Origin of the sequence: Sulfitobacter sp. M368 (assembly GCF_025141875.1) — a bacterium.
GTDB lineage: Bacteria > Pseudomonadota > Alphaproteobacteria > Rhodobacterales > Rhodobacteraceae > Sulfitobacter > Sulfitobacter mediterraneus_A.
Map to the genome: position 1 here is coordinate 3,641,856 of NZ_CP081113.1, position 23,190 is coordinate 3,665,045.

Consider the following 23,190-nt stretch of genomic DNA (forward strand, 5'->3'; position numbering starts at 1 on the left):
GTTCCCTCGAATTATGCCGAGTACAGGCAGTCGCGGATCAATTCCAATCCGCGTGCCGTCTCTTCTTTTGGGCCCACCAAGGCGACCCGAATATATGTCTTGCCCGGGTTTTCCCCGTTTACGTCTTGTGCCAGATAACCGCCCGGCAGCACTTTCACCCCGGTCTCGCGCCACAGCTTGACCGCTGCTTTTTCGTCGTCCTCAACCGGAAGCCACAGGAAAAAACCAGCGTCCGGGCTGGCGTAGCCCGGCACATTGCCAAGAATGCGGTCGGCCAGTTGGTACTTTTCCTGATAGAGCCTGCGGTTCTCTTCGACATGCACCTCATCGCTCCAGACGGCGGCGGCGGCCTGTTGCAGCGGCAGCGGCAAGGGTGCGCCTGCATAGTTGCGCAACTGCTTGATCTCGCGGATCGTGTCTGGCCCGCTGGCCACAAATCCGGACCGCAAACCCGGCAGATTGGAGCGTTTGCTGAGCGAATGAAAAATCACGACGCGATTGCGGTCGGTGCCCAATGCCTGAACCATCTCCATCGCGCCCGTCGGCGGGGTATCGCGATAGATCTCGGAGTAGCATTCATCTGCTAGAATTTTGAAATCATAGGTCTCGGCCAGATCAATCAGCCGGGTCCAGTAGTCGCGATCGGCAACAGCGCCCTGCGGATTGGCTGGTGAGCAAATGTAGGCCGCCGTGGTCCGGCGCAGCACTTCTTCGGGCAATGCGTGATAGTCCGGCAGATGCCCCGTTTCCGCAGTTGCGGGCACCATGATCGGATCGGCACCACCAGAAATCGCACCAATCATATAGACCTGATAGAATGGGTTCGGCATCAAGATGGCAGGTTTTTCGCCATTCTTGGTTTCGGGGCAAACCGCCATGACCGCGTTATAAAGCCCCTCACGCGTGCCGTTCAGGGCCATCACTTCGGTCTCTGGGTCCATGACAACGCCATAGCGCCGGTCAATCCAGCCGGTGATGGCACCGCGCAAATCTGGCGATCCATCGTTGGGCGGATAGCGGTTAAACCCTGCAGCGTTTTGCGAAATGACATCTGTAACCCACGCCGGAAAGGCGTGTTTGGGTTCCCCGATGGTCATTTGAATAAGCGGCCCACCACCTTGATGCACGTCCAGAAGGGCGCGCAGGCGCGGCCACGCATGGGCCGGAAGGTTCGAAAACCGCTCAGGATACAACATCAAAACTGCCTCAGGTCGGGATCATTAACGCCCCGTTTTGTTCAAAGTACCCAAGGCCCACCGTTACGTCCAGAACTACCGGAAATTACGGTGCTATTTGTGGCATTTACGCCAATGTCATTCCAACACCTCTTCGACCGCTGCACCAAGTCGCAGCAACCGTTCTTCGTGATTTGGCGGGGCCATCATCATCAGTCCGCACGACGGCGTGCCCGTTGGCAAGGTCAGGGCACAACCGCCCATCAGGTTGCCGATGCGGGTGTTGCGCAGTGCCATAAGGTTTTCCGAGACATAGTAATCGTGGTCCTGACTGAGCCGCGCCAGATTGGGCGGCAAGATCGGCGCGGTTGGTAGAAGCACCGCGTCAAAACCGGCGGTGGCGGCATAGAACCCTTCGCGGGCCGCATGTAAGGTCGCCCAAGCGGCCACATAATCGGGGCCGGAGAATCCTTTGCCCAAACGGAACCGTTCAAGGATTTCGGAGAACATTTTGTCCGGATTGGCCTCAATCACATCCCGCCACAATCCATAAGCCTCAGCTGTGTAAAGGCAGCCAGAGAGCGGCATCACCTCGTTCACTTGCGGCACATCGATATCCTCGATAATGGCGCCTGCCGCTTCGAGCCGGGCAAGCGCATCCGCATAGGCGGCGGCGGGTGCCTCGCGGAGATCATCCATTGCAACGGTGGTCAGGCGGGCAAAGCGACGCCCCTCAATATCAGCGTGATGCAGGTCGGCGGCTTTGCCCCCTTCCAGCGCGGCCAGCAAAAGGCTCGCGTCCTCGACCGAGCGGCAGAGCGGACCAATCGTGTCAAACCTTAGGGCGAGCGGCACCACCCCTTCGAGGGTCAGCCGGTCCGAGGTGGTCTTGAGGCCCACAAGATCATTCCACGCCGCCGGAATACGCACTGAACCACCGGTGTCTGACCCGATGCCCGCCGCGGCCAGCCCAAAGGCAACTGAGGCCGCTGCGCCGGAGGATGAGCCACCCGACACGCCGTCTGGATCATTCACGGATGGCGGTGTTGCCGTGCTGGGATTGTGCCCAAGCCCCGAGAAAGCCAGCTCGCTCATGTGGGTTTTGCCCAAACAAACCAAACCCGCAGCGGTGGCGTTTTGCAAGACGACCGCATCCCGGTCCGGCACCCGCCCTTCCAGCAGTTTGGATCCGGCCTCCGTTGCCACACCTGCGGTATCAAACAGATCCTTCCAAGAGACCGGGACACCATCCAGCGCAGACAGGCGATGCCCCGATTTGGCGCGTTCCGATGCGGCCTGCGCCTCGGCCAAGGCCCGGTCTGCCGTCACACGTGCATATATGCGATCCCGCAAGGGATGCGCATCAATGGCATCCAGATAGGTCTGGCACAGCGCCACCGGATCAATCTGCCCTTCCGCAATCCCGCGCCCCAAGTCTGCGGCGGTCATCATTAGCCAGTCCTGCATGGTCTTACCCTTCCGTGATTTTTGGTGACGGTAGCGGCGCTTGGGCACATGGACAATCCCCACCTGCCGCGCATATCTAGGGGCATGACATTTGATACCGATATCGCAATTGTGGGCGGTGGCCTGAACGGGCCAGCGCTTGCACTCGCTTTGGCGCAGATCGGCCTGAAGGTCACCGTGATAGATGCGCTGGATCTCAAGCTGCGCAAGAACGCAAAGTTTGACGGGCGGTCCTATTCCCTGGCCTTGGCGTCTATGCGGTTGATGCAGGGGCTTGGGATATGGCCCGTGATTGCCGATCAGGCGCAGCCGATGCTTGAGATCAAAGTTACCGATGGCCGCGCGGGCGAAGGCCCTTCGCCGTTCGTGATGCAGTTTGATCATGCCGAAATCGAAGAAGGCCCGATGGGGTACATGGTCGAGGATCGGCACCTGCGCCGCGCCCTTTTGGACGCGGTGAAATCGACGCCGGGCCTCACCCAGATCAACGGTACACGGGTGGTTGGGCAGGATGTCGATGCAAACGGTATCACGGTCACGTTGGACAGCGGCAGAACCTTGCGGGCGCGTCTGCTGATCGGTGCAGATGGCCGCAGCAGCGGCACCGGCGAAAGGGCCGGGATAAAACGGGTTGTCCAAAGCTACGGGCAAACCGCCTTGGTCTGCGCGATTGATCATGAATTGCCGCACGATGGCGTCGCACACCAGTTTTTCATGCCGCCCGGCCCGCTGGCGATCTTACCGCTCAAGGGCAAGCGTTCGTCTATCGTCTGGAGTGAGACAACCCAGAACGCCGCCCGGATTCACGCCCTGCAGGACGACGATTATATCGACGTGTTGCGCCCGCGCTTCGGCAGTTTCCTCGGTCAAATCTCGCTTGCCGGGGCGCGGTTCACTTATCCGTTGGGCCTGTCACTGGCCCATGAAATGATTGCCCCTCGCGTCGCGCTCGTCGGGGATGCGGCCCACGGGATGCATCCGATTGCAGGGCAAGGACTGAACGCTGGTCTGCGCGATGTCGCTGCCTTGGCCGAGGTGATCGCAGAAGCGCAGCTGCGCGGTGAAGACATCGGATCAGACGCCGCATTGGCCCGCTACCAGGAATGGCGCCGCTTTGACAACACATCGCTGGCACTGGCGACGGACAGCTTTAACAAGCTGTTTTCGAACGACAATCCATTACTACGCGCAGCGCGGGATCTGGGGATGGCAGCGGTCAATGCCCTGCCGGGTTTGCGGCGTGGATTTATCCGTGAGGCCGCTGGTCTCAATGGGGAATTGCCGCGCCTGATGCAGGGCAAACCGCTTTGATCTGAGAGGATCAGTCGAGGATACGCGCCTCATCTTCAAGCATCACTGGAATGCCATTTCGGATCGGATAGGCCAGACCGGCCTCTTTCGACACCAGTTCCTGATTTTCCGCGTCATAGCGCAGCGTGGCTTGGGTCCGCGGGCAAATCAGCGCTTCAAGCATTCGGCGGTCGAACTGCACTTCGGTGTTGGTCATTGCATCAATCCTTCTTCCTGACCGCCGCGCATGGCGTATTCTATCAGCGTCACCAATGTTTCGCGCCGCGTTTCAAGCGATGGCGCTTCTAACAAGGCTTGTTTGTCCTCGGGGTCAAATTCCAACATCATCGAAAGGGAATTGATCAGCAACTCGTCCTCCGCATCTTTCAGCGTGTCCCAGTCGGCCGACAGGCCCAACGTGTCGAAATACCGGCCCAGCAATGTCAGGAACGGTTTGCGGCAAAATCCGCTGTCGCCTTCTTCTTTGCCCAGATCCCGGCCAAACCCATCCCAGCTGACATCGCAGCGACGATAGGGCGTGAACCCCTCAACCTCTTGTATCACGCGAAACCGCGAGACACCGCCGAGGGTGATCATGTACCGCCCGTCTTCGGTTTCGGAAAACTGTGTAATCCGGCCCGCACAGCCGATGGTTTGCAAACCCGGCCCTTCCCGGCCGGGCACCTCGTTGGGTTGCACCATGCCAATGAGCCGGCCATCAGTCTTGAGCGCATCGGATATCATCTGAAGATACCGCGGTTCAAAGATGTGCAGCGGCAACCGCGACCGCGGCAAAAGCAACGCTCCCGCCAGCGGAAAAATCGCAATTGTGTCGGGCAATTCGGTTGGCTTTATCATGGACAACGATCTAGCCCGCCAAGCCGATCAGGCAAATATCATTGAGCTAAGCTTGCGCCGCCCGTTGAGAACCACCGGATCATTCGGTTTCAGCGCGTCGAAAATGGTGAACAGCTGTGTCTTGGCGGCGCTATCGTTCCATTCCCGATCCCGCTTGAAGATGTCGAGCAGATGATCCACCGCCCCTTCGGCATCGCCATTGGCATAAAGCGCCTGCGCCAGATCAAACCGTGCTTGATTGTCCTCTGGATTGGCTTCGACAGCAGCAGTCAATTCGGCCACGGGACCGGCATCAGCGGCCTGCCGTGCCAATTCAAGCTGGGCATGGGCGGCTTCGAGTTCCGGCGCTTTGGAGATTTCGATCGGCGCACCATTCAGCAGGGCTTCGGCGTGATCAAGATCATCCAGCGCCAGATAGGACCGCACCATGCCGCCATAAGCGCCCGCGTGCAGCGGGTCTTCGCCAAGGATGGCGGCAAAGGTCTGCGCCGCATCCGAAGCTGCGCCTTCGGCCAGCATTTCCTCTGCGGCGGCGACCGCTTCGTCCAGTTGCTCGCCCGGCGCTTCGCCGCCCGCGGCTTTCACGACGCGGTCGATAAAGGCCTTGATCTCGGACTCGGGCTGGGCACCCTGAAAGCCATCAATCGGCTGACCTTTGTGAAAGGCATAAACGGTTGGAATGGATTGGATCTGCAACTGACCGGCGATCATCTGAGCTTCGTCAACGTTGACCTTGACCATCTTGACCGCGCCCTTTGCAGCTTTCACTGCCGCTTCAAGCTGTGGACCAAGGGTCTTGCAGGGGCCGCACCATGGCGCCCAGAAATCTACAACAATCGGGGTCGTCTGCGACGCCTCGACCACGTCTTGCATGAACGACGCTTCGTCGCTGTCTTTGATCAGATCGGCATCGGGCGCACCCGACAGGTTCAGTTCCATCATTTTTAATTCCTCGCGTTGCGCGTTTGGTGCCTATATGTAGGCAGTTGGCGCAGATTCAAAGGTCAAAGGTCGCAAAAACCGGGGCGTGGTCGCTGGGTTGTTGCCATCCGCGGACATCGCGCACAACATGACTGGAGTGACCGGCGTTCGAAATGTCTTGTGTCGCCCAGATATGATCGAGCCTGCGGCCCTTGTCGGCGGCATCCCAATCGGGAGAGCGATAAGACCACCAGCTATACAGATTGCCTTGCGGAATATCCTGTCGTGTGATGTCCACCCATTTGCCTGCATCTTGGGTCTCGGCAAGTGCCTCAACCTCAACCGGAGTGTGGCTCACCACCTTGAGCAGTTTTTTGTGGTCCCAGACATCATCCTCACGCGGGGCAATGTTCAGATCGCCGACCATGATGGATTTTTCTGGATTTTCCGCATGGAACCAGTCGCGCATCTCGGACAGGTAATCCAGCTTTTGACCAAACTTTTCGTTGATCTCGCGGTCCGGCTTGTCACCGCCCGCAGGCACATAGAAGTTGTGGATGGTCGTGCCGTTCTCCAGCTTGGCCGCTACGTGGCGGGCATGGCCAAGCGCGGCAAAATCGCGATCACCGACATCTTCCAACGGCAAGCGGGACAGGATTGCCACGCCGTTGTAGCCCTTTTGCCCGCGCGCAACCATGTGGGTATAGCCCGCCGCGTGAAAAGCCTCAGTCGGGATCTTGTCCACCGGGCTTTTGCATTCCTGCAAGCACAATACATCTGGCCCGTGTTCTTTCAGCAAACGCAGCACCAGAGGTTCGCGCAGGCGAACGGAGTTGATGTTCCAGGTGGCGAGGGAAAAAGACATGGGCGGCAGGCTCCGGTTTGGGGTGTTTGGGCCGCACCCTACCCCTTGCCGCCGCCCGCCGCCATGATGAAATCAGACGCCGTTGGGCGCGATCATCACCTTGCCGTTCCGCTCGCCCGCCCAGGAATATTTTGCCGCTTCGGCAATTTCATCGAGGGTGAAATGTTTGTCGATGGGCGCATATAGCGTGCCCTTGGCAATCTGGCCCGCCAGATCTGCATAAAGCGCCGCGCGTGTCGCCTTGTCCGCCGCGTTCATCCATGTGACCAACCAAAAGCCGCGCACTGTGATGTTGTTGAAAATAAGCGCCGCAGCTCCAATCGCGCTGTCCTCGTTGGACATGCCGCCGTAATTCACCAAGGTTCCGCCCGGCTCCAGCGTGTCTGCAAGGCGGCCAGCGGTTTTGCCCGCCACCGCATCCACCGCCAGCTTCATCTTGGCGCCTGTGGCGGCTTTGACGTCCCGCGCCAAATCAGGGCTGTCGACCAACACCACATCTGCGCCCAGATCTTTCAATCCTGCAATTGCGCTTTCGCGGCGCACCACGCAAACCACGTTGATGCCTTTGGCTTTGGCCAGTTGGACCAGATAGCCGCCCACGGCAGAGTTTGCGGCAGACTGGATCACCCAGTCGCCCTCTTTCAGATCGACGTAATCTGTCAAAAGCAGCGCCGCCGTGGCCGGATTGACCAGCAGCATTGAAAGCTGGTCCAGATCCCCCTCGGGCAGCGGCACCAGATGACGGGGATCGCAAACCGTTTCACTGACCCAAGTGCCCTGCCCGGCTGGCAGCAAAACCAATTGCCCCTCTCCCGGCCCTTCGACAATGCGGCCCAGCCCTTCGTTGCCCGCGATAGCAGGCAGCGGCGGTTTCACACCATAATTGCCCGACACCTGAATAAGGTCAGATGGGTTGATCGGCGCACGCAACACTTTCACCCGCACCTGGCCTTCGGCCAAGGGCATATCGGGCGTTTCAACAACTTTGAGCACGTCCGCCGGATTGCCAAAGGTTTCGTAGATCACTTGCTTCATGTGTTTACTCCTGTTCCCCTCAACATGGGGCAGCAGCGCTGGCGGCGCCAGACCACGGGCCGCAACGTCACTTGGACGGCGCGGCCGCTTGGCGCAGAAAAAAAGGGCCAGACAAGATGTCCGGCCCGAGTCCAACAGGGAGGTATGTGTCATTGCCCGGACACATGCTTCGGGTTCAAACCGATTGGCAGGTCATGAAAACCCCGCCGCTCAGGGAAATAATTCGGTTTCGCGAAAATGGTTCCCGCGAATCAGGCCATGAGCCTGTACCCACCACTTTCCGTAACAAGAAGGCGCGCATTTGACGGATCTGGTTCAATTTTTTGTCGAAGCCGATAAATATGCGTCTCAAGCGTGTGGGTCGTGACCCCGGCATTGTAGCCCCAGACCTCATGCAGCAGCACGTCACGCGGCACCACGCCATCGTTTGAACGATAAAGAAACTTGAGGATATTGGTTTCCTTCTCGGTCAGGCGCACTTTGCGGTCTTCTTCGGTAATCAACATCTTCATCGAAGGTTTGAAGGTATATGGCCCAAGCTGGAACACCGCGTCTTCGGATTGTTCGTGCTGGCGCAACTGGGCGCGTATGCGGGCGAGCAGAACCGGGAATTTGAACGGTTTGCTGACGTAATCATTGGCGCCAGCATCCAGGCCCAGGATTGTGTCTGCATCGGTGTCATGACCGGTCAGCATTACAATCGGGCTTTTCACACCCTGTTTGCGCATCAGGCGGCACAGCTCGCGACCATCGGTATCGGGCAGGCCAACATCAAGGATCACCAGATCATAGATTGCCTCTTTGGCACGGGACATTGCATCGGCCCCGTTCTCCGCCTCGAATACGTCGAAATCTTCGGTCATGAACAATTGCTCGCTCAACGCTTCGCGCAGGTCGTCATCATCGTCCACAAGCAGGATCTTTTTGAGCTGGGCCATACATTTCTCCAATCAACTTGGGATATAGATGCGTCTTGCACCCCGCTGCGGCAAGGTTTGCTGCAATTCTTTCACGGCCTCGTGTTGCAAAGCACCTGAAATGTTTCAATCTGTGTCACGAAGGCGTAAGTAGACCCTGCCCAACAAAGAAGTTATATTATCACATGAGTTTTGGTCCCGACATTACCGAACAACTGGCCCGCGCAAGGGCCGATTTGCGCATGGGCGTGCCTGTGGTGCTGAACGGTGCGCAATCCGTGCTGGTTCTGGCCGCCGAGACATTGAACGCGCAGCGGCTTACCGATTTGTTGGCGTTGGGCGGCTCACCTGTTCTGACAATCACGGCGCGGCGTGCCGAAACGCTCAAGGCGCGGGTCTATGACAACGATCTGGCGCGGCTTCCGCTGCCCGATGATGCCACGCCGGCATGGGTGCAAAGCATCGCCAATCCGGCAGATGACCTGCGTTCGCCGATGAAAGGTCCGTTCAATTGCGTCCGTGGCGGCGCTGTGGACGCGCATCGCACTGCGTTGCAATTGGTGAAATCGGCCCGGCTTTTGCCTGCGGTTTTGGTTCTGGATCTGCCTGACGGTCGCGGATTTGCCGCGCAACATGGGCTGACGGCACTGGATCTGGTGGCCGCGATGCCGATCCTGTCTTTGCGCAGCGATCTGCATCCGGTGGTCAATGCCCGCCTGCCGATGGAAGCCTCCGATGCGGGCCGTTTGCATATCTTCCGTCCCGAAGACGGCGGCGAAGAGCATTATGCCATCGAAGTAGGCCGCCCGGACCGCAGCAAGCCCGTGCTGGCACGGCTGCATTCAGCCTGTTTCACCGGCGATGTCATGGGCAGCCTCAAATGCGATTGCGGCCCGCAATTGCGAGCGGCATTGGCGCAAATGGGGCAAGAGGGGCATGGCGTTCTGCTTTACCTCAATCAAGAGGGGCGCGGGATCGGGTTGGCCAACAAGATGCGGGCCTATTCGCTTCAGGATCAGGGGTTTGACACGGTTGAGGCCAATCACAGGCTTGGCTTTGAGGATGATGAACGTGATTTTCGGCTAGGCTCTGACATTCTGAAATCCATGGGGTTTTCTGCTGTGCGACTGCTGACCAACAATCCGCGCAAGGTAGAGATGATGCAGGCCAGCGGCATTGATGTGGCCGAACGGGTGCCGCTGATGGTGGGGGAAAACCACTACAACCGCGACTATCTGGCGACCAAGGCGGCCAAGTCCGGTCATCTTCTTTGATATGGCCGCAATGACGCCCGAAGATATGGTGCTGACGCCACTTGGCCTGCGGTTTCTCGGGCGGCGGTTCCCCTGCACCCTTGGCAAAGGTGGCATTACATCGGACAAGCGCGAGGGCGACGGTGCCACGCCGCGCGGTGTTCATCACATTGTCGGTATCTTGTACCGGCCCGACAGAATGGCTGCCCCCGCGCCTTGGGCAGTGCCGATCCGGCCCGGTGATCTTTGGTCAGATGCCTCGGGTGACGTCAATTATAACCAGATGGTTCGGGTGCCTTACGCCCATAGCGCAGAAAGCTTGCGGCGGGCGGACCCGCTTTATGATCTTGTTCTGCTCACCGATTGGAATTGGCCCGATGCCAAGGCGGGCCTTGGGTCTGCGATCTTTGTTCATCAGCACAGACGTCCAGGGTTCCCGACCGAAGGGTGCATTGGGCTGCGCAGGGGTGACTTGCGATGGATTGCAGCCAGAACGGAGCGTGGGACGCGGCTCATCGTTCGTTGATCTAGGCCGGAACGCGATTCCCGAATATGGCAGAGCCGACACGCACATGGGTTGCGCCCACTGCGATGGCCCGCTCAAAGTCACTGCTCATGCCCATGGAGAGGCCGGTCAGATCATTGCGTTTGGCAATCTTGGCCAGCAAGGCAAAGTGCAAGGACGGTTCTTCATCCGCTGGCGGGATGCACATCAATCCCTTGATCGGCAAATCAAGCGCGCGGCATTCGGCGACAAAGGCATCCGTTTCTCCCGGCATTACACCGGCCTTTTGCGGTTCTTCCCCGGTGTTGACCTGAATGAACAGATCAGGGCAGCGCCCGATCTCTTGCGCAATCCGCGCGATGGCTTTGGCAAGCTTGGGCCGGTCAACCGAGTGGATTGTATCAAAAAGCTCCATCGCCTGCCGGGTTTTGTTGCTTTGTAGGGGTCCGATCAGGTGCAAATCAACGCCGTCAAAGCTGTCCTTGAAATCAGGCCATTTGCCTGCGGCCTCTTGCACCTTGTTTTCGCCGAAACAGCGGTGACCCTGAGACAATACATCCGCGACCCGTTCGTTCGGCTGCACCTTGCTGACCGCGATCAGCTTAACCGATCCGGGCTCACGCCCTGCGTCTTGTTCGGCTTGGGAAATACGGGTGGTGATGTCTTGCAGGCTCATGATCATACGCTCTTGGGAGGTGGGAGCGGCAGAAAACACCAGACCCGCGCAAAAGAAAAGGGGCAGACCAAAGGCCTGCCCCCAATACCGTGGTTCAGATCAACTTAGAAGTTGAAGCGAACACCCAGGTCGGCACGTACTGTGTCGTTGCTCAGCGATGCGATACCGCCGCGCAGCGATGTACCGCCACCCAGATCGTGGTTGAAGTCAACACCGTAGGATGTGTTTGCGAAGTTGTCCGCATCAGCAACGTAGACTTCTACGTTTGTTGCTGCGCCAACGTCGAAACGACCGGCCAGAGTGATGTGGTCGCCAGCTGTGCCGTTGTCGGCATAGGCCAGAGTTACGTCAACTGGACCGAAGGAACCGGAAACCGAAGCGGCCAGTTCTGTGTCAGCTGCGTTGTTGGAGTCCTGAGCACCCAGAGCAAATGTCCAGCCGTTCCAGGAGTATGCTGCGTGTGCGGCGATACGGTCGTTGGTGTCGGAAGCGGACACGTGGAAGGACAGGTCGCCCATGGAGTACAGAACTTCAACGCCGTTGGAGCCTGCGGAACCGTTGCCACCGGAAGAATACGCGTCAGCGCGGAACTGGTATGCGGTGTACTCGTAACCCAGACCGGTCAGGCCGAGGTCGATTGGGTACATGCCTGGCATGAATTCGATCGCGCCGTAGATGTTACCAACGCCAACTTCCAGGCCGCCGGAACGTGCGAAGAAACGCGCGCCGTTGAAGCCTGTGCCTGCTGGGCTGTTGCCGTTGTCTGTGTTGTTCTGCTGCATGCGAACGCGTGCACCAAATGTTACGCCACCGTCAGATTCGGCTGTCGCGTCGATCTGCAGACGGAAACGGCTTGTGATGTTGGTTTCGTTGCCAACGTTTGCTTCGTTGTACAGGATACCAAAGCGGCCCCAGCCGCCGAATGTAACGTCTGCTGCTGCAACGCCGGCTGTCGCAACCAGAGCTGTTGTAGCGAAGAGAACTTTTTTCATGAGTTTTCCCTCGGTTTGAATTCACATGCCCAGACCGGGGAATCCGGAAAGGGTATGCAGGGTGTTTGCCTCCTTTGCCCCCATTTGCGCAAGATGCCTGAAACGCCAGACTGCAATGTCGTGCTCAATGGTGCAGCTTTGCCACAGTTTTTCCCCATTGCCCTCCAGGTCGGACACAATTGAACGCCGCAAACCCTGATTTTGTTGGGAATCGCACCAATACATATGCCTTGCCCAGATCGCACAGCTTGGATAGACCAGTGATCAAACAGGCAAAGGAATGCTCGAATGGCGCGTCAAACAGTTTGCAGAATCGGACTGGCCCTCTTGATTGCAGGGTCGATGACCGCTTGTGGCGCTATTGGCAAGCTGGGACGTCCGGCAACAGAACGGCCTGCATACTATAATAATGCAAACAACCCATCGGCCATCGAAACCGACCCCGACAATACGGTCTGGTCGATTTTCCGCGCAAAAACAGCCGACAACAAGGTATCTGTGAACCGATATCTGTGGTCTGCCACACTCGAAGTGCTGAACTTCCTGCCCGTGCAAACGGTTGATCCATACACAGGTGTCATCGTTACCGGCTACGGAACACCACCCGGTGGTGGCCGCGCCTATCGCGCCACGGTGTTGATTGATGATCCCGCATTGGATGCACGGTCTTTGAATGTTGCCCTGCAAACGCGCGGCGGCCGATCAGTCAGCAAAGCAACCACACGCGCGGTCGAAGACGCGATTCTCTCCCGTGCCCGCGAACTACGTATCTCAGACAACAAGTTCTGAGCCCGAACAAAATAACTGTCTACACAAACGCCGGGCCCTGTGACACAAGCAGCCCGGCGTTTTCTATTTCCAAAGGTCCGCAATACGATGTCCCGATATACCCCTGCCGAGATCGAAGCCCGCTGGCAAAAAGCCTGGGAAAAAGATGAAGTCTTCAAGGCGGTCCGCGCCGCTGACAAGCCCAAGTATTATGTGCTTGAAATGTTCCCCTATCCATCTGGGCGCATCCACATGGGGCATGTGCGTAACTACACCATGGGGGATGTGATTGCGCGCTACAAGATCGCGACGGGCCACAATGTTTTGCACCCGATGGGCTGGGACGCGTTCGGGATGCCTGCTGAAAACGCGGCGATGGCCATTGGTGGCCATCCCAAGGACTGGACATACGGCAACATCGACGACATGCGCGGCCAGATGAAGCCGCTGGGCCTGTCTATCGACTGGTCCCGCGAATTTGCTACCTGTGATCCGGAATATTATGGCCAGCAGCAAGCTCTGTTCCTCGATTTCCTTCATGAGGGCTTGGTTTACCGCAAGAACGCCGTGGTGAACTGGGATCCTGTCGATATGACGGTTCTGGCCAACGAACAGGTTGAGGCCGGTCGCGGATGGCGCTCTGGCGCATTGGTCGAACGGCGCGAACTCACACAATGGTTCTTCAAAATCTCGGACCACTCCGAAGAATTGCTTGCCGCGCTGGACACGCTCGACAACTGGCCTGCAAAGGTCAAGCTGATGCAAGCCAACTGGATCGGGAAATCGCGCGGACTTCAGTTTGCCTTCTCGACAATTGATGCCCCCGAAGGTCACGACCGGATCGAGGTTTATACAACACGCCCCGATACATTGTTGGGCGCGTCCTTTGTTGGGATTTCCCCGGATCATCCGCTTGCCAAAGTGCTTGAGCGCGAAAACGAAGATGTGGCGGCGTTCTGCGCCGAATGCCGCAAGGGCGGTACCACGGAAGAGGCGATTGAAACCGCCGAAAAGCTGGGCTTTGACACCGGCATCCGCGTGCGTCACCCTTTTGATACCGCGCATGAGTTGCCGGTCTATATCGCCAACTTCATTCTCATGGACTACGGGACCGGCGCGATCTTCGGTTGCCCCGCGCATGACCAGCGCGATTTTGAATTTGCGACAAAGTACGAGTTGCCCATCATCTCGACCTATCTGCCGTCCGAAGACGCCAACGAGGTGTTGGAAGAGGCATATGTGCCCGCAAAATCGGACAAGGTTTTTTACAACCGCGGTTTTGCTGGCGACGCGTGGCAGACCGGCGAAGAGGCGATCAACGCAGCCGTTGATTTTTGCGAACAGAACGGCGTTGGCCAAGGCGTGACCAAATACCGCCTGCGTGACTGGGGTTTGTCCCGCCAGCGTTATTGGGGTTGTCCGATCCCCGTTGTGCATTGCGATGCCTGCGGCGTGGTGCCGGAGAAAAAAGAGAACCTGCCGATTGAGCTGCCTTATGACGTGGACTTTGGCACGCCGGGCAATCCGCTGGACCGGCATCCGACATGGCGCGACTGTGCCTGCCCGTCCTGCGGTGCACCGGCCAAGCGTGAAACCGACACGATGGACACCTTTGTCGATTCGTCGTGGTATTTTGCACGGTTCACCGCGCCGCGGGCCGAAACGCCGACCAATATGGAAGACGCCAAATACTGGATGAACGTCGACCAGTATATCGGCGGCATTGAACATGCGATTCTGCACCTTCTGTATTCGCGGTTCTTTGCCCGCGCGATGCAGATCACCGGCCATCTGCCGGAAACGGCAATTGAGCCCTTTGATGCGCTCTTTACCCAAGGCATGGTGACACACGAAATTTATCAGACCCGTGATGCGAAGGGACGCCCGGTCTATCACCTGCCCGAAGATGTGACCGATGGTAAACTTGCCGATGGTACCGAAGTGGAGATCATCCCCTCCGCCAAGATGTCCAAATCCAAGAAAAACGTGGTCGATCCGCTGCACATTATCTCGAACTATGGCGCAGACACCGCCCGCTGGTTCGTGTTGTCCGATTCGCCGCCCGAGCGGGACGTGGAATGGACAGCCTCCGGCGCGGATGCGGCGTTCAAGCACCTCACGCGGGTCTGGAACATCTGCGACCGCATTGGCCAGATGGACAGGGATGCAAAAGGCCAAGGCGATGAGGATCTGCTGCGGGCCATGCACAAGACCATCCATGACGTGACCATGGGCGTCGAAAGCTTTGGCTTTAACGCGGCCATCGCGAAACTCTATGCCTTCACCGCCATCTTGCAGAAATCCAAGGCCGGTTACGCCGCACAGCGCGAGGCAATCATGACGCTGGCTCAACTCATGTCGCCCATGACCCCGCATCTGGCCGAGGATATCTGGGCGCATCAGGGCGGAACCGGCCTGATCGTGACGGCCCCTTGGCCCAAGGCGGATGAGGCGATGCTGGTGGATGACACAGTGACCCTGCCCATTCAGGTCAACGGCAAACGCCGGGCTGAAATTCAGGTGCCGGCCGATATGCCCAAAGAAGAGGTTGAAAAAATCGCACTGGCCCACGAAGCTGTTGTGCGAAGCCTTGATGGCGCTGCGCCGAAAAAGGTCATCGTTGTGCCGGGACGGATTGTGAATGTCGTTGCCTAAAGCCACCTATCGCCGCCGGTTCATGGTGCTGGCCCCACTGGCGTTTGCCGCTTGCGGGTTTCAGCCTGTCTATGGGCCGGGCGGCAACGGGCGGCTTTTGCAAGATCGGGTCGAGGTTGATCCACCAAACGCGCGCTACGGCTATTTCCTGACCCGCGAGATTGAACAGAAACTGGGGCGCGGCGCCTCTCCGGCCTATGGTCTGGCTGTCAACATCAGTACACGCGAAGAACGTCTTGCAATCAACCGGGCGGGTGAAACCACGCGGTTTGATCTGATTGGATCGGTCGATTATGCGCTGCGCGATCTGCAAACGGGGCAAATTCTGACATCTGGCCAGGTCGAGAACTTTACAGGCTATTCCGCCACGGGCACGACCGTGGCCACATTGGCCAGCAGACAGGACGCGGAAAAACGTCTGATGGTGATTCTGGCCGATCAACTGATCACACGTCTCTACGCCGCTGATCTGAGCTGATGAAGCTAAGCCCCCGCGACGCCAACGGCTATTTCTCCCGGCCTGATCCGGACAAAACCGGGCTGTTGATATATGGCAGCGATGCGATGCGTGTTGCGCTGAAGCGGCAAGAGTTTCTCAAGGCGTTGCTTGGGCCAAACGCCGAGGAGGAAATGCGCCTCACCCGGATGCCCGCCGCCGAGTTGCGGCGCGATCCGGCAATGCTTTTGGATGCGATCAAGGCGGTAGGGTTTTTCCCCGGCCCACGGGCCGCACTTGTAGAAGATGCAAATGACAACATCGCCAAGATCCTGATCGATACCCTTGCCGATTGGCAGCCCGGTGATGCTCAGATTGTGGTGACAGGAGGCGATCTCAAGAAAACCTCCAAAGTGCTCAAGGCGTTTCAGGATCATCGCAATGCCTATGCTACTGCGATTTATGACACGCCGCCCGACCGCGCCGAGATTGAGCGTTTGTTGGCGGAGGCAAAACTGAAGCCAGAGCCGGATGCGATGGCGAACCTTACCGATCTCGCCCGTGCGCTGGACCCCGGTGATTTTCGTCAGACGCTGGAAAAGCTGGCTCTATACAAGCTGAACGATCCCTCCGCGCTGACCGCCGATGATGTCGCCGCCTGCGCTCCGACCTCTACGGAGGCTGATGTGGATGACATCCTGCATGTGGTGGCTGAGGCGCGGTCAGGCGATATTGGTCCGGTGATGAGCAAGCTGCAGGGACAGGGCGTTAATCCTGTTACCCTGTGCATCATGGCCACCCGTCATTTTCGCACCCTTTACCGGATTTCCGCCAACCCCGGTGCGCCGGTCTATGGCGTGCGTGACCGCGAGCGCGTGTCCCGGCAGGCCCGCAACTGGGGCGCGGCACGCCTGGAGACCGCGTTGACCGTTTTGACGGACACAGACCTCAAATTGCGCTCCGCCGGACAAAATGCGCCTGCGATGGCATTGGTCGAACGGGCATTTATCCGCCTTGCAATGCTGGGCACACAGCGTTGAACAGGCTCGATTGAACGAAAGGAAAGCAGATGTACAAAGTGATCGGCGCAACCAAATCAAGGGCCTTCCGCGTGATGTGGATGCTCGAAGAACTGGGTCAGGACTATGTTCAGATTGCCGCCCCGCCACGATCTGAGGAGGCGCTCAAGCACAATCCGACGGGCAAGATCCCGGCATTGGTCGATGGTGATGATGTGCTGACCGACAGCGTTGCGATCATGACCTACCTTGGGGACAAGCACGGGATGCTGACCGCGCCTGCCGGAACGCCCGCACGCGCCCGACAGGACGCCATGACCTTTTGGTTGATCGATGAATTTGATGCGATCCTTTGGGCAGCGGCAAAGCACAGCTTTGTCTTTCCCGAAGCATTGCGGATGCCGCAGATCAAAGACAGCCTGAAAGCCGAATTTGGCCGTGCAGCCGGCCTGTTGTCAGAGCGTCTGGAGGGGCCCTTCCTGATGGGTGATCAAATGACCCATGCGGATATTCTGGCCGTGCATTGCATCAACTGGTCCATCGGCGCGGGCTTTCCACGGGTCGATGACAAGCTGAACACCTGGGCCAAAGGTCTGCGCGATCGGGATGCATTCAAGGCAGCGCAAACCAAGGAACCCGCCGCCGCTTAACCGGCCCAGCGGGCCGCGTGTTGCCCGGCCCATCGGCCTGTCGCAAGGCAGGCCGAGATGAGGTAACCGCCTGTCGGCGCTTCCCAATCCAGCATCTCTCCGGCGACGAACACCCCCGGCAGCGCTTTGATCATCAGCCCCTCGTCCAGTGCCGCGAAGCGCAGCCCGCCTGCGGTGGAGATCGCCTCGTCCATCGGGCGTAGCCCCGCGTTTGTCACGGGCACCGCCTTGAGCAACCGCGCCGTCGCCCGCAAACCATCTGGCAAAGGCCGCGCCATCTCTTGCAACAATGCGATCTGGGCCTGGGTCAGTTTCACCGTTTTGCGCAGATGGTTGGCAAGGCTTGCCTTGCCGCGCGGTTTCGACAGTTTTGCGGTGATCTCAGCCACTGTCATATTCGGCAAAAGATCCAGCGCCAACGAATGCCCTTCGCGCACCCCGCGCGAGATGGAATAGATCCCGCCACCTTCGAGCCCCTGCGCAGACAGCACGGCCTCCCCTTTTGAGGAATAAGGGCCAGACGTCCACTTCACCCCTTTGATCGCCGCGCCGAAATGTTTGGTCATATGCGCCGACCAGTTGATCAAGACGCCCGCATTCGCCGGGGCGAAGGCCGCCAGCGGGACATCTTTGCCGCCAAGGATATCAGCCCAAGCACCGTCCGACCCCAGCCGCGCCCAGCTTGCCCCCCCCAGCGCCAGAACCGTCACATCAGCGTTCAGGGTTTGCGGCCCCACTGGCGTATCAAAGATCAGCTTGTCTTCGTCCCACCCCTGCCAGCGCCAGCGGGTGTTGGTCTGTACCCCCGCCGCCGCGAGGCGGGTCATCCATGCCCGCAACAATGGGGACGCCTTCATCGCGACCGGGAACACCCGCCCAGTGCTGCCGGTGAACACTTTTTGATCCAGACCCTTGGCCCACGCCTGCACCGCATCCCCATCAAAGGCGTCGATCATGGGGGTAAGCGGCTTGCGAGCCTCGGAAAACGCGGCGCGAAAGCTGCTGCCGTCCTCGTCCTTGGTCAGGTTGAGGCCGGATTTCCCTGCCATCAAGAACTTGCGCCCGACCGAAGGTTTGGCCTCGCAAACCGTAACGGCCAAACCGGCCTCTGCCATCACCTCGGCCGCCATCAGGCCCGCTGGCCCTGCGCCGATCACCACCGCCTGTTTCATGATTTCAGCTCCGGCATCGGGCCTTTTATCTCAATCACGCGCTGTGGATAGGGGATCTCGACACCGGCCTCTTTCAGCGCATTCCAGATCAGGAACAAAACATCCGAGGTGTATTTGTTCGGCCCGTCATCCAGCCCGTTCACCCAGAATTCAACAGCGAAATCGATACCGCTGTCACCAAAGCCGCGCAGTTCGCAATCGGGTGGATAGGGGGCATCCAAAACTTCGGGATGTTTGGACACCGCCGCCTCGATCAACGGCGGGATCAGGTTGATATCGGTGTCATAGCTGACGGAAAACGGCGCCTCATACCGGTTCGCCGATCCGCTGTCGGAAAAGTTGGTGACGCGGGTGGTGATGAAATCTTCGTTCGGAACCACGATCCAGCGGCCATCAAAGGTTTCCAGAATGGCGGCACGGGCTGTCATCTTGACGATCTTGCCGCTTTCGCCGCCGTCCAGTTCGACATAATCCCCGACCGTGGCCTGCCCTTCGATCAGCAAGATGACACCTGAGATAAAGTTCGACGCAATCTTTTGCAGACCGAACCCAAGACCCACACCAATCGCACCGCCCAAGACCGCCAACGCGCCAAGGTTGATGCCCATGATATTCAGCAGCAGCAGGAACGCTGCGGCGAATATGGCAAATTCAATGGCCTTGCCCACCAGTTGCCGCACGGACGGGCGCATCTGTTCCTGCGCGTCGATGAATTGCGAGGTTTGCCGGGTAGACCACCCGCCCAACCAAAACAGGATCGATCCGGCGATGATACCGCGGATCAGTGCCATGGCCGAAATGGAGATATTGCCAAAGGTGACGGTCAGCGCCGTGAGCGCCGCCAGAACATCATCCAGCACCCCAAACATATAAAGTGCGGCCACCGGCAGCAGCACGTAGCGACCCAACAATTTGAGGAATGGATCATGGATGATGTCCCGCACCAGCCTGCGAGCCGCGAGAAACAGGAACACCCGTTTGCCAAAGGCGATCACCGCGCCACTGTCGAACAAGGACCGCACCAGCGTTTCGCCAATGGCGGTGAAGCCATAGGCCAAAAGTGGTAACAACAACGGCAGGAAGATCACAGCAAAGCGGCGGCTGTCTGCAACGACCCCTTCGGCGTCTTGGGCGGGCGTGATCTGGCGGGTCAATACCGGCCGCAACCGCCGCGCCACCAGCACCGCCATCAAATAGGCAAGGACCAGGAGCGCGAACTGCGACCAGGCCGCCGGGCTCAATAACCAACTGAGCGCCAGATCCCATCCTTGCAGGGCATAGCCGTAGGCCTGCTGCACAATTTCCGACTGGTCAGAAAGATCGAGAGCCATGATTTTTCCTTGTCAAAAACGCGGATCGCGCCATCCTCTTGCCTGCCCGCCCCGAAAGGTTCAAGGATTTTGCACATGGACCACCCGCAATGCCCGCTGTGCCAACGACCCATTCCACCCGACGTGCCGCAAAGCCAGCATCATCTGATCCCCAAGCTGAAGGGGGGTAAAGGTGGGCCGGTGGTCTTGATGCACCACATCTGCCACCGCGAAATTCATGCAACCTTAACCGAGGCGGAGTTAGCACAGTCCTACAACACGCCAGAGGCGCTGCTTGGGCATCCACGGCTTGCGAAATTCGCCAGATGGGTGGCCAAACGCCCGCCGGGTTTTTTGTCAAAGGTTCCGGGCGGTCGGCGCAAGCGGTAGGGGGCGAACCATTAACACTCAACATGCCCGCCAAAACGTCGAAGGGTCCTTATAAGGGGGAGGGAGTTGCGCCGGATAGTGCTGGAAACGTGCAGAGCGGGTGCATATACTGGCTCAGGCTTCTCCAAGGTCAAAACAATCGACCCGCAAGCAGCACATTACACACCAGCGGGATTACAAGCGTGCCTACACCTGCTTGTGGAATTTCAAGAGGTGCGGGCTTGTGAAGCATGAGGGGCGGATGCGGTGCGCTACTTCCAATATTCCTTAGGGCATCGAATTGGTTTTAGACTACCAGCTTGAACGTAGTTAGGAAATCGGCACTTCTCAATGTCATCCCTATTCAGTCGCCGCTTGCCCACGGCATAATTCGCAACGTTGTCCGAAATTGGCTTGTTGGGAGGCGATACCGTAATCAGTTTCTTTTTTGGGAAAAAGTCCCGCAAGAACTTCCCGGTGGCGGCTTGGTCGCTGTCTGCGCTGAGCAAATATGCATAGTCAAATGCATCTTGCATAGCATCGCTAAACAAACTCAGAGCAAGATTTATGTCTGTTTGCTTCTCGTTCAAATGCGTTGTCACCATGCCGCATGCCCCGCACGGCTTGCTGTCCGCATGAATGTAGTGGCCATAGACTGTTTCAACATTCACAGCCTCTAGCGCATTAATGTAAATTTTGTGCCGGGATAGCTGATCTGAATCACGCTTTTGAAAGGCGGTACAGTACTTTACTCCCACCAAATTATGCTGCCTATCTTGGCAAATACGCTGACCCAGTGCCCAAAGATTTAGCCACTTAAGCGTATTGTCATTTAGTTCACAAAGCGGGTGGTAGAGGTTGAATCCATCCACATATAACACCGCACGGCGTGAATTTGACTCTTGACTTTTACTACTCAAATGTGCATATCCCAAATACCACGTCGCTTAGGCGACAGCCCTCAGGTCACGGTCTGGGGGTTTTCTTTTGCCTAGCCACAACTTGTAGTGTTTTTGCCGCCCGCTGCCAATACCCTTTCCAGTTGCGCGACACAGGAGCTTCAATCGCGTTGTTGACCACAATCCGCGCCAACGTCCCGTTGTCCGTGCGGCGGTTGTCTTCCAACCATGCAGCGTTGTTCGCATGCTCATAGGGTACTGCGGCGATACATGATGGTGTTGACCTTTGATCATTTTGCGCAGGCGGCTTAGGAAACTCTCGACCATGTTGGTGTGCTTGCCGTGGTCGCTCTAAATCTCGGAGTCGTTCACGCGGTGAGCGCACCGGCCCAACTGGCGACTTTCACGCGGCCTTAACCGCAGCTGTGGCATAGGCTTTGCGGACCCACCGGGCTGATCTCTGGCGGCCCGGCGCGGGCTTGGTTGGACCGTAGCAACTGAAAGGAAGCAACATGCGTTTTGTGATGATCCTTGCGGCCCTGGCCGCATTGGCCGCCTGTGATGTGCCGGTTGTGCCACTGATCTAGCTGCCGCACATCTCCTTGATGCCCCGCGCGATGGCAGGGGCCGCCGCGACGGTGTCGGCTGTCAGGTCATTTGCGTGCTGCAACAGATCCTCTGGCGCGACGATGCGGTCAATCAGACCAAAGGTCAGCGCCTCTTGGGCCTCAATCTTTTGACCGCCCATCAAGATCAGCTTGGTCCGGGAAGGGCCGATCAAGGCTGCCATACGGGCCGGATCAGAGGGTTGCGGCAGAAAGCCAAGTTTCATCACCGGATAAAAGAATTTGGCCCCCGGCACCGCGATCCGTAAGTCGCAAGCCAGCGCCATGCCCATCGCGCCGCCCGCCAAGGTGCCGTTGAGGGCCGCGATGGTCAGACCGGGCAGGCCCGCGATGGCCCCGGACAGGCGTTCCCAGACATCGGATTTGGCCAATCCTGAGCGGGCCTCATCCAGATCAGCGCCTGCGCTGAATACCTTGCCCCGCCCGGTCAGGATCACCGCCCTCGCATCTTGGGCGGCCTCCATCACATCGGCCAGTTCGGACAGCATCGCGTGGGTCAGTGAATTGGCCTTGTCAGGGCGGTTGATCGTGACGATCAGGACATCGCCGTTTCGGTCCGTTTGGATCATATCAGACCAACCGCCTTGCGCACGCCCTCATCGCGCAGGGATATTTCGTCGCCTTTGAAACGATCCGCCTCGGCACTGCACATCCACAGCAGGGTGCGGGCGGGCCATTCGGCGGGGATGTGATCCTCCCAATTCAGTTTGCTGACCGGGTTGATGCCGCTTTGCTTGATCTCGCGCTGCATCTGCGTCGCCACTGTGCCCGGCGACAGGCCAATGGCACGGATGCCGGCTTCGGCTTCTTCGAGATGCAGACAGCGGTTCAACATGTTCACCGCCGCCTTGCCAGAGCAATAATGGCTCCAGCCTTCGATGGCACTGTGCGCCGCGCCGGATGAAATGGTCAGCACCGAACCGCCGCCAGCGTCTTTCATCACCGGAAGCGCCGCGCGGATGCCGTTGAACACACCCTTGAGATTGACGTCGATGTTCATGCCCCAGCCGTCTGGATCCGCCTCAGCCAAGCGGGAGATCGGTTCAATCGCGCCCGCGTTATTGATCAGGACGTCCAGGCTGCCGAAGGCCTGAACCGTGGTTTCCACCGCCGATGACATCTCGCCGAACCGCGCCACGTTGCAGGGAATCGCGATGGCCTGTTTGCCAATTTCGCCTGCTATTTGTGCAATCGCTTCCTGCGAACGGGCCAAAAGCGCGACATTTGCGCCCGCATCGGCAAAGACCCGCGCAGCCGCTTCGCCAATGCCGCGGCTGGCGCCGGTGATCATTACGGTTTTTCCGGTCATGTCCATAACGTGTTCCTTTGTGT

The 23,190-nt window shown here is 58.5% G+C and carries 24 protein-coding genes and 1 pseudogene; 9 read left to right on the forward strand and 16 right to left on the reverse strand.

Features of this window, described 5'->3' with window-relative positions; translation table 11 throughout:
• Positions 1–11 precede the first annotated feature (11 nt).
• On the reverse strand, positions 12–1,196 hold the full coding sequence (locus K3754_RS17955; protein ID WP_259939078.1) for an aminotransferase class I/II-fold pyridoxal phosphate-dependent enzyme: 1,185 nt from the start codon (positions 1,194–1,196) through the stop codon (positions 12–14).
• 117 nt (positions 1,197–1,313) lie between these two features.
• The gene (locus tag K3754_RS17960) at positions 1,314–2,642 is read right to left on the reverse strand and encodes an amidase (protein WP_259939080.1); all 1,329 of its coding nucleotides are present in this window, start codon (positions 2,640–2,642) and stop codon (positions 1,314–1,316) included.
• Between the two features lie 84 nt (positions 2,643–2,726).
• Here K3754_RS17960 and K3754_RS17965 point away from each other — a divergent pair, with 84 nt between their 5' ends.
• A complete protein-coding gene (locus tag K3754_RS17965; RefSeq protein WP_259939083.1) occupies positions 2,727–3,953 on the forward strand; it encodes a UbiH/UbiF/VisC/COQ6 family ubiquinone biosynthesis hydroxylase in 1,227 nt (408 codons plus the stop codon).
• A gap of 10 nt (positions 3,954–3,963) precedes the next feature.
• Here K3754_RS17965 and K3754_RS17970 read toward each other — a convergent pair whose 3' ends face one another.
• The 6 genes from K3754_RS17970 to K3754_RS17995 all read right to left on the reverse strand — a co-directional run bounded on the left by K3754_RS17970 (position 3,964) and on the right by K3754_RS17995 (position 8,549).
• Positions 3,964–4,149, reverse strand: a complete 186-nt coding sequence (locus tag K3754_RS17970) for a Trm112 family protein (protein WP_203209783.1) — start codon at positions 4,147–4,149, stop codon at positions 3,964–3,966.
• Positions 4,146–4,790: an LON peptidase substrate-binding domain-containing protein gene (locus K3754_RS17975; RefSeq protein ID WP_203209782.1), complete on the reverse strand. Its 645-nt coding sequence runs from the start codon at positions 4,788–4,790 to the stop codon at positions 4,146–4,148. The genes K3754_RS17970 and K3754_RS17975 overlap by 4 nt, the downstream gene beginning before the upstream one ends.
• A gap of 27 nt (positions 4,791–4,817) precedes the next feature.
• The gene (gene trxA / locus K3754_RS17980; RefSeq protein ID WP_259939098.1) at positions 4,818–5,732 is read right to left on the reverse strand and encodes a thioredoxin; all 915 of its coding nucleotides are present in this window, start codon (positions 5,730–5,732) and stop codon (positions 4,818–4,820) included.
• A gap of 55 nt (positions 5,733–5,787) precedes the next feature.
• A complete protein-coding gene (locus K3754_RS17985) occupies positions 5,788–6,576 on the reverse strand; it encodes an exodeoxyribonuclease III (protein ID WP_203209780.1) in 789 nt (262 codons plus the stop codon).
• A 72-nt stretch (positions 6,577–6,648) separates the two neighbouring features.
• Complete coding sequence (locus K3754_RS17990) at positions 6,649–7,611, reverse strand: zinc-dependent alcohol dehydrogenase family protein (RefSeq protein WP_203209779.1); 963 nt, start codon at positions 7,609–7,611, stop codon at positions 6,649–6,651.
• Positions 7,612–7,862: 251 nt separating this feature from the next.
• Positions 7,863–8,549 (reverse strand): response regulator transcription factor, encoded by a 687-nt coding sequence (locus K3754_RS17995; RefSeq protein ID WP_203209778.1) that lies wholly within the window; start codon positions 8,547–8,549, stop codon positions 7,863–7,865.
• Positions 8,550–8,713: 164 nt separating this feature from the next.
• On the opposite strand from K3754_RS17995, the gene ribA reads away from it, so the two are divergent.
• Positions 8,714–9,802, forward strand: a complete 1,089-nt coding sequence (gene ribA, locus K3754_RS18000; RefSeq protein WP_259939103.1) for a GTP cyclohydrolase II — start codon at positions 8,714–8,716, stop codon at positions 9,800–9,802.
• Between the two features lie 10 nt (positions 9,803–9,812).
• Positions 9,813–10,307: a L,D-transpeptidase gene (locus K3754_RS18005; RefSeq protein WP_259943403.1), complete on the forward strand. Its 495-nt coding sequence runs from the start codon at positions 9,813–9,815 to the stop codon at positions 10,305–10,307.
• A gap of 1 nt (position 10,308) precedes the next feature.
• Here K3754_RS18005 and K3754_RS18010 read toward each other — a convergent pair whose 3' ends face one another.
• On the reverse strand, positions 10,309–10,962 hold the full coding sequence (locus K3754_RS18010) for a YggS family pyridoxal phosphate-dependent enzyme (RefSeq protein WP_259939106.1): 654 nt from the start codon (positions 10,960–10,962) through the stop codon (positions 10,309–10,311).
• A 104-nt stretch (positions 10,963–11,066) separates the two neighbouring features.
• Positions 11,067–11,954 carry a porin gene (locus K3754_RS18015; RefSeq protein WP_203209774.1) on the reverse strand — a complete coding sequence of 296 codons (888 nt, stop codon included), beginning with the start codon at positions 11,952–11,954 and terminating at the stop codon, positions 11,067–11,069.
• Between the two features lie 288 nt (positions 11,955–12,242).
• On the opposite strand from K3754_RS18015, the gene K3754_RS18020 reads away from it, so the two are divergent.
• From K3754_RS18020 to K3754_RS18040, 5 genes are all read left to right on the forward strand, one after another.
• Positions 12,243–12,743 (forward strand): DUF3576 domain-containing protein, encoded by a 501-nt coding sequence (locus tag K3754_RS18020; protein ID WP_259939111.1) that lies wholly within the window; start codon positions 12,243–12,245, stop codon positions 12,741–12,743.
• 87 nt (positions 12,744–12,830) lie between these two features.
• Complete coding sequence (gene leuS / locus K3754_RS18025; protein WP_203209772.1) at positions 12,831–15,377, forward strand: leucine--tRNA ligase; 2,547 nt, start codon at positions 12,831–12,833, stop codon at positions 15,375–15,377.
• Complete coding sequence (lptE, locus tag K3754_RS18030; protein ID WP_259939128.1) at positions 15,364–15,855, forward strand: LPS assembly lipoprotein LptE; 492 nt, start codon at positions 15,364–15,366, stop codon at positions 15,853–15,855. The genes leuS and lptE overlap by 14 nt, the downstream gene beginning before the upstream one ends.
• Positions 15,855–16,853 (forward strand): DNA polymerase III subunit delta, encoded by a 999-nt coding sequence (gene holA / locus K3754_RS18035; protein WP_259939130.1) that lies wholly within the window; start codon positions 15,855–15,857, stop codon positions 16,851–16,853. The genes lptE and holA overlap by 1 nt, the downstream gene beginning before the upstream one ends.
• A gap of 29 nt (positions 16,854–16,882) precedes the next feature.
• Positions 16,883–17,482, forward strand: a complete 600-nt coding sequence (locus K3754_RS18040) for a glutathione S-transferase family protein (RefSeq protein ID WP_259939132.1) — start codon at positions 16,883–16,885, stop codon at positions 17,480–17,482.
• Here the strand turns inward: K3754_RS18040 and K3754_RS18045 are convergent.
• Together K3754_RS18045 and K3754_RS18050 are read right to left on the reverse strand one after the other, a co-directional pair.
• Entirely contained in the window at positions 17,479–18,654 is a 1,176-nt protein-coding gene (locus K3754_RS18045; RefSeq protein ID WP_259939142.1) for a TIGR03862 family flavoprotein, read from the reverse strand. The two genes, K3754_RS18040 and K3754_RS18045, sit on opposite strands and share 4 nt — an antisense overlap.
• Entirely contained in the window at positions 18,651–19,985 is a 1,335-nt protein-coding gene (locus tag K3754_RS18050; RefSeq protein ID WP_259939151.1) for a mechanosensitive ion channel family protein, read from the reverse strand. The genes K3754_RS18045 and K3754_RS18050 overlap by 4 nt, the downstream gene beginning before the upstream one ends.
• A 75-nt stretch (positions 19,986–20,060) precedes the next feature.
• Between K3754_RS18050 and K3754_RS18055 the strand changes: the two genes are divergently transcribed.
• Positions 20,061–20,354 carry an HNH endonuclease gene (locus K3754_RS18055; RefSeq protein ID WP_203198116.1) on the forward strand — a complete coding sequence of 98 codons (294 nt, stop codon included), beginning with the start codon at positions 20,061–20,063 and terminating at the stop codon, positions 20,352–20,354.
• Positions 20,355–20,605: 251 nt separating this feature from the next.
• Here the strand turns inward: K3754_RS18055 and K3754_RS18060 are convergent, their stop codons facing one another.
• The 4 genes and pseudogenes from K3754_RS18060 to K3754_RS18075 form a co-directional block, all read right to left on the reverse strand.
• Positions 20,606–21,253 carry an NYN domain-containing protein gene (locus K3754_RS18060; RefSeq protein WP_259939159.1) on the reverse strand — a complete coding sequence of 216 codons (648 nt, stop codon included), beginning with the start codon at positions 21,251–21,253 and terminating at the stop codon, positions 20,606–20,608.
• A 46-nt stretch (positions 21,254–21,299) separates the two neighbouring features.
• Positions 21,300–21,613, reverse strand: a pseudogene (locus tag K3754_RS18065) (transposase); the annotation flags it as partial.
• 202 nt (positions 21,614–21,815) lie between these two features.
• Positions 21,816–22,427 (reverse strand): enoyl-CoA hydratase/isomerase family protein, encoded by a 612-nt coding sequence (locus tag K3754_RS18070; RefSeq protein WP_259939161.1) that lies wholly within the window; start codon positions 22,425–22,427, stop codon positions 21,816–21,818.
• Positions 22,424–23,173 carry an SDR family oxidoreductase gene (locus tag K3754_RS18075; RefSeq protein ID WP_259939162.1) on the reverse strand — a complete coding sequence of 250 codons (750 nt, stop codon included), beginning with the start codon at positions 23,171–23,173 and terminating at the stop codon, positions 22,424–22,426. Before K3754_RS18075 ends, K3754_RS18070 begins: the two co-directional genes overlap by 4 nt.
• Between the last annotated feature and the right edge of the window lie 17 nt (positions 23,174–23,190).

Bases quoted from the DNA above. Each gene is read 5' to 3' on its own strand.
- K3754_RS17955 (WP_259939078.1), bottom strand. From the start codon at position 1,196: ATGTTGTATCCTGAGCGGTTTTCGAACCTTCCGGCCCATGCGTGGCCG.
- K3754_RS17960 (WP_259939080.1), bottom strand. From the start codon at position 2,642: ATGCAGGACTGGCTAATGATGACCGCCGCAGACTTGGGGCGCGGGATT.
- K3754_RS17965 (WP_259939083.1), top strand. From the start codon at position 2,727: ATGACATTTGATACCGATATCGCAATTGTGGGCGGTGGCCTGAACGGG.
- K3754_RS17970 (WP_203209783.1), bottom strand. From the start codon at position 4,149: ATGACCAACACCGAAGTGCAGTTCGACCGCCGAATGCTTGAAGCGCTG.
- K3754_RS17975 (WP_203209782.1), bottom strand. From the start codon at position 4,790: ATGATAAAGCCAACCGAATTGCCCGACACAATTGCGATTTTTCCGCTG.
- trxA (WP_259939098.1), bottom strand. From the start codon at position 5,732: ATGATGGAACTGAACCTGTCGGGTGCGCCCGATGCCGATCTGATCAAA.
- K3754_RS17985 (WP_203209780.1), bottom strand. From the start codon at position 6,576: ATGTCTTTTTCCCTCGCCACCTGGAACATCAACTCCGTTCGCCTGCGC.
- K3754_RS17990 (WP_203209779.1), bottom strand. From the start codon at position 7,611: ATGAAGCAAGTGATCTACGAAACCTTTGGCAATCCGGCGGACGTGCTC.
- K3754_RS17995 (WP_203209778.1), bottom strand. From the start codon at position 8,549: ATGGCCCAGCTCAAAAAGATCCTGCTTGTGGACGATGATGACGACCTG.
- ribA (WP_259939103.1), top strand. From the start codon at position 8,714: ATGAGTTTTGGTCCCGACATTACCGAACAACTGGCCCGCGCAAGGGCC.
- K3754_RS18005 (WP_259943403.1), top strand. From the start codon at position 9,813: ATGACGCCCGAAGATATGGTGCTGACGCCACTTGGCCTGCGGTTTCTC.
- K3754_RS18010 (WP_259939106.1), bottom strand. From the start codon at position 10,962: ATGAGCCTGCAAGACATCACCACCCGTATTTCCCAAGCCGAACAAGAC.
- K3754_RS18015 (WP_203209774.1), bottom strand. From the start codon at position 11,954: ATGAAAAAAGTTCTCTTCGCTACAACAGCTCTGGTTGCGACAGCCGGC.
- K3754_RS18020 (WP_259939111.1), top strand. From the start codon at position 12,243: ATGGCGCGTCAAACAGTTTGCAGAATCGGACTGGCCCTCTTGATTGCA.
- leuS (WP_203209772.1), top strand. From the start codon at position 12,831: ATGTCCCGATATACCCCTGCCGAGATCGAAGCCCGCTGGCAAAAAGCC.
- lptE (WP_259939128.1), top strand. From the start codon at position 15,364: ATGTCGTTGCCTAAAGCCACCTATCGCCGCCGGTTCATGGTGCTGGCC.
- holA (WP_259939130.1), top strand. From the start codon at position 15,855: ATGAAGCTAAGCCCCCGCGACGCCAACGGCTATTTCTCCCGGCCTGAT.
- K3754_RS18040 (WP_259939132.1), top strand. From the start codon at position 16,883: ATGTACAAAGTGATCGGCGCAACCAAATCAAGGGCCTTCCGCGTGATG.
- K3754_RS18045 (WP_259939142.1), bottom strand. From the start codon at position 18,654: ATGAAACAGGCGGTGGTGATCGGCGCAGGGCCAGCGGGCCTGATGGCG.
- K3754_RS18050 (WP_259939151.1), bottom strand. From the start codon at position 19,985: ATGGCTCTCGATCTTTCTGACCAGTCGGAAATTGTGCAGCAGGCCTAC.
- K3754_RS18055 (WP_203198116.1), top strand. From the start codon at position 20,061: ATGGACCACCCGCAATGCCCGCTGTGCCAACGACCCATTCCACCCGAC.
- K3754_RS18070 (WP_259939161.1), bottom strand. From the start codon at position 22,427: ATGATCCAAACGGACCGAAACGGCGATGTCCTGATCGTCACGATCAAC.
- K3754_RS18075 (WP_259939162.1), bottom strand. From the start codon at position 23,173: ATGGACATGACCGGAAAAACCGTAATGATCACCGGCGCCAGCCGCGGC.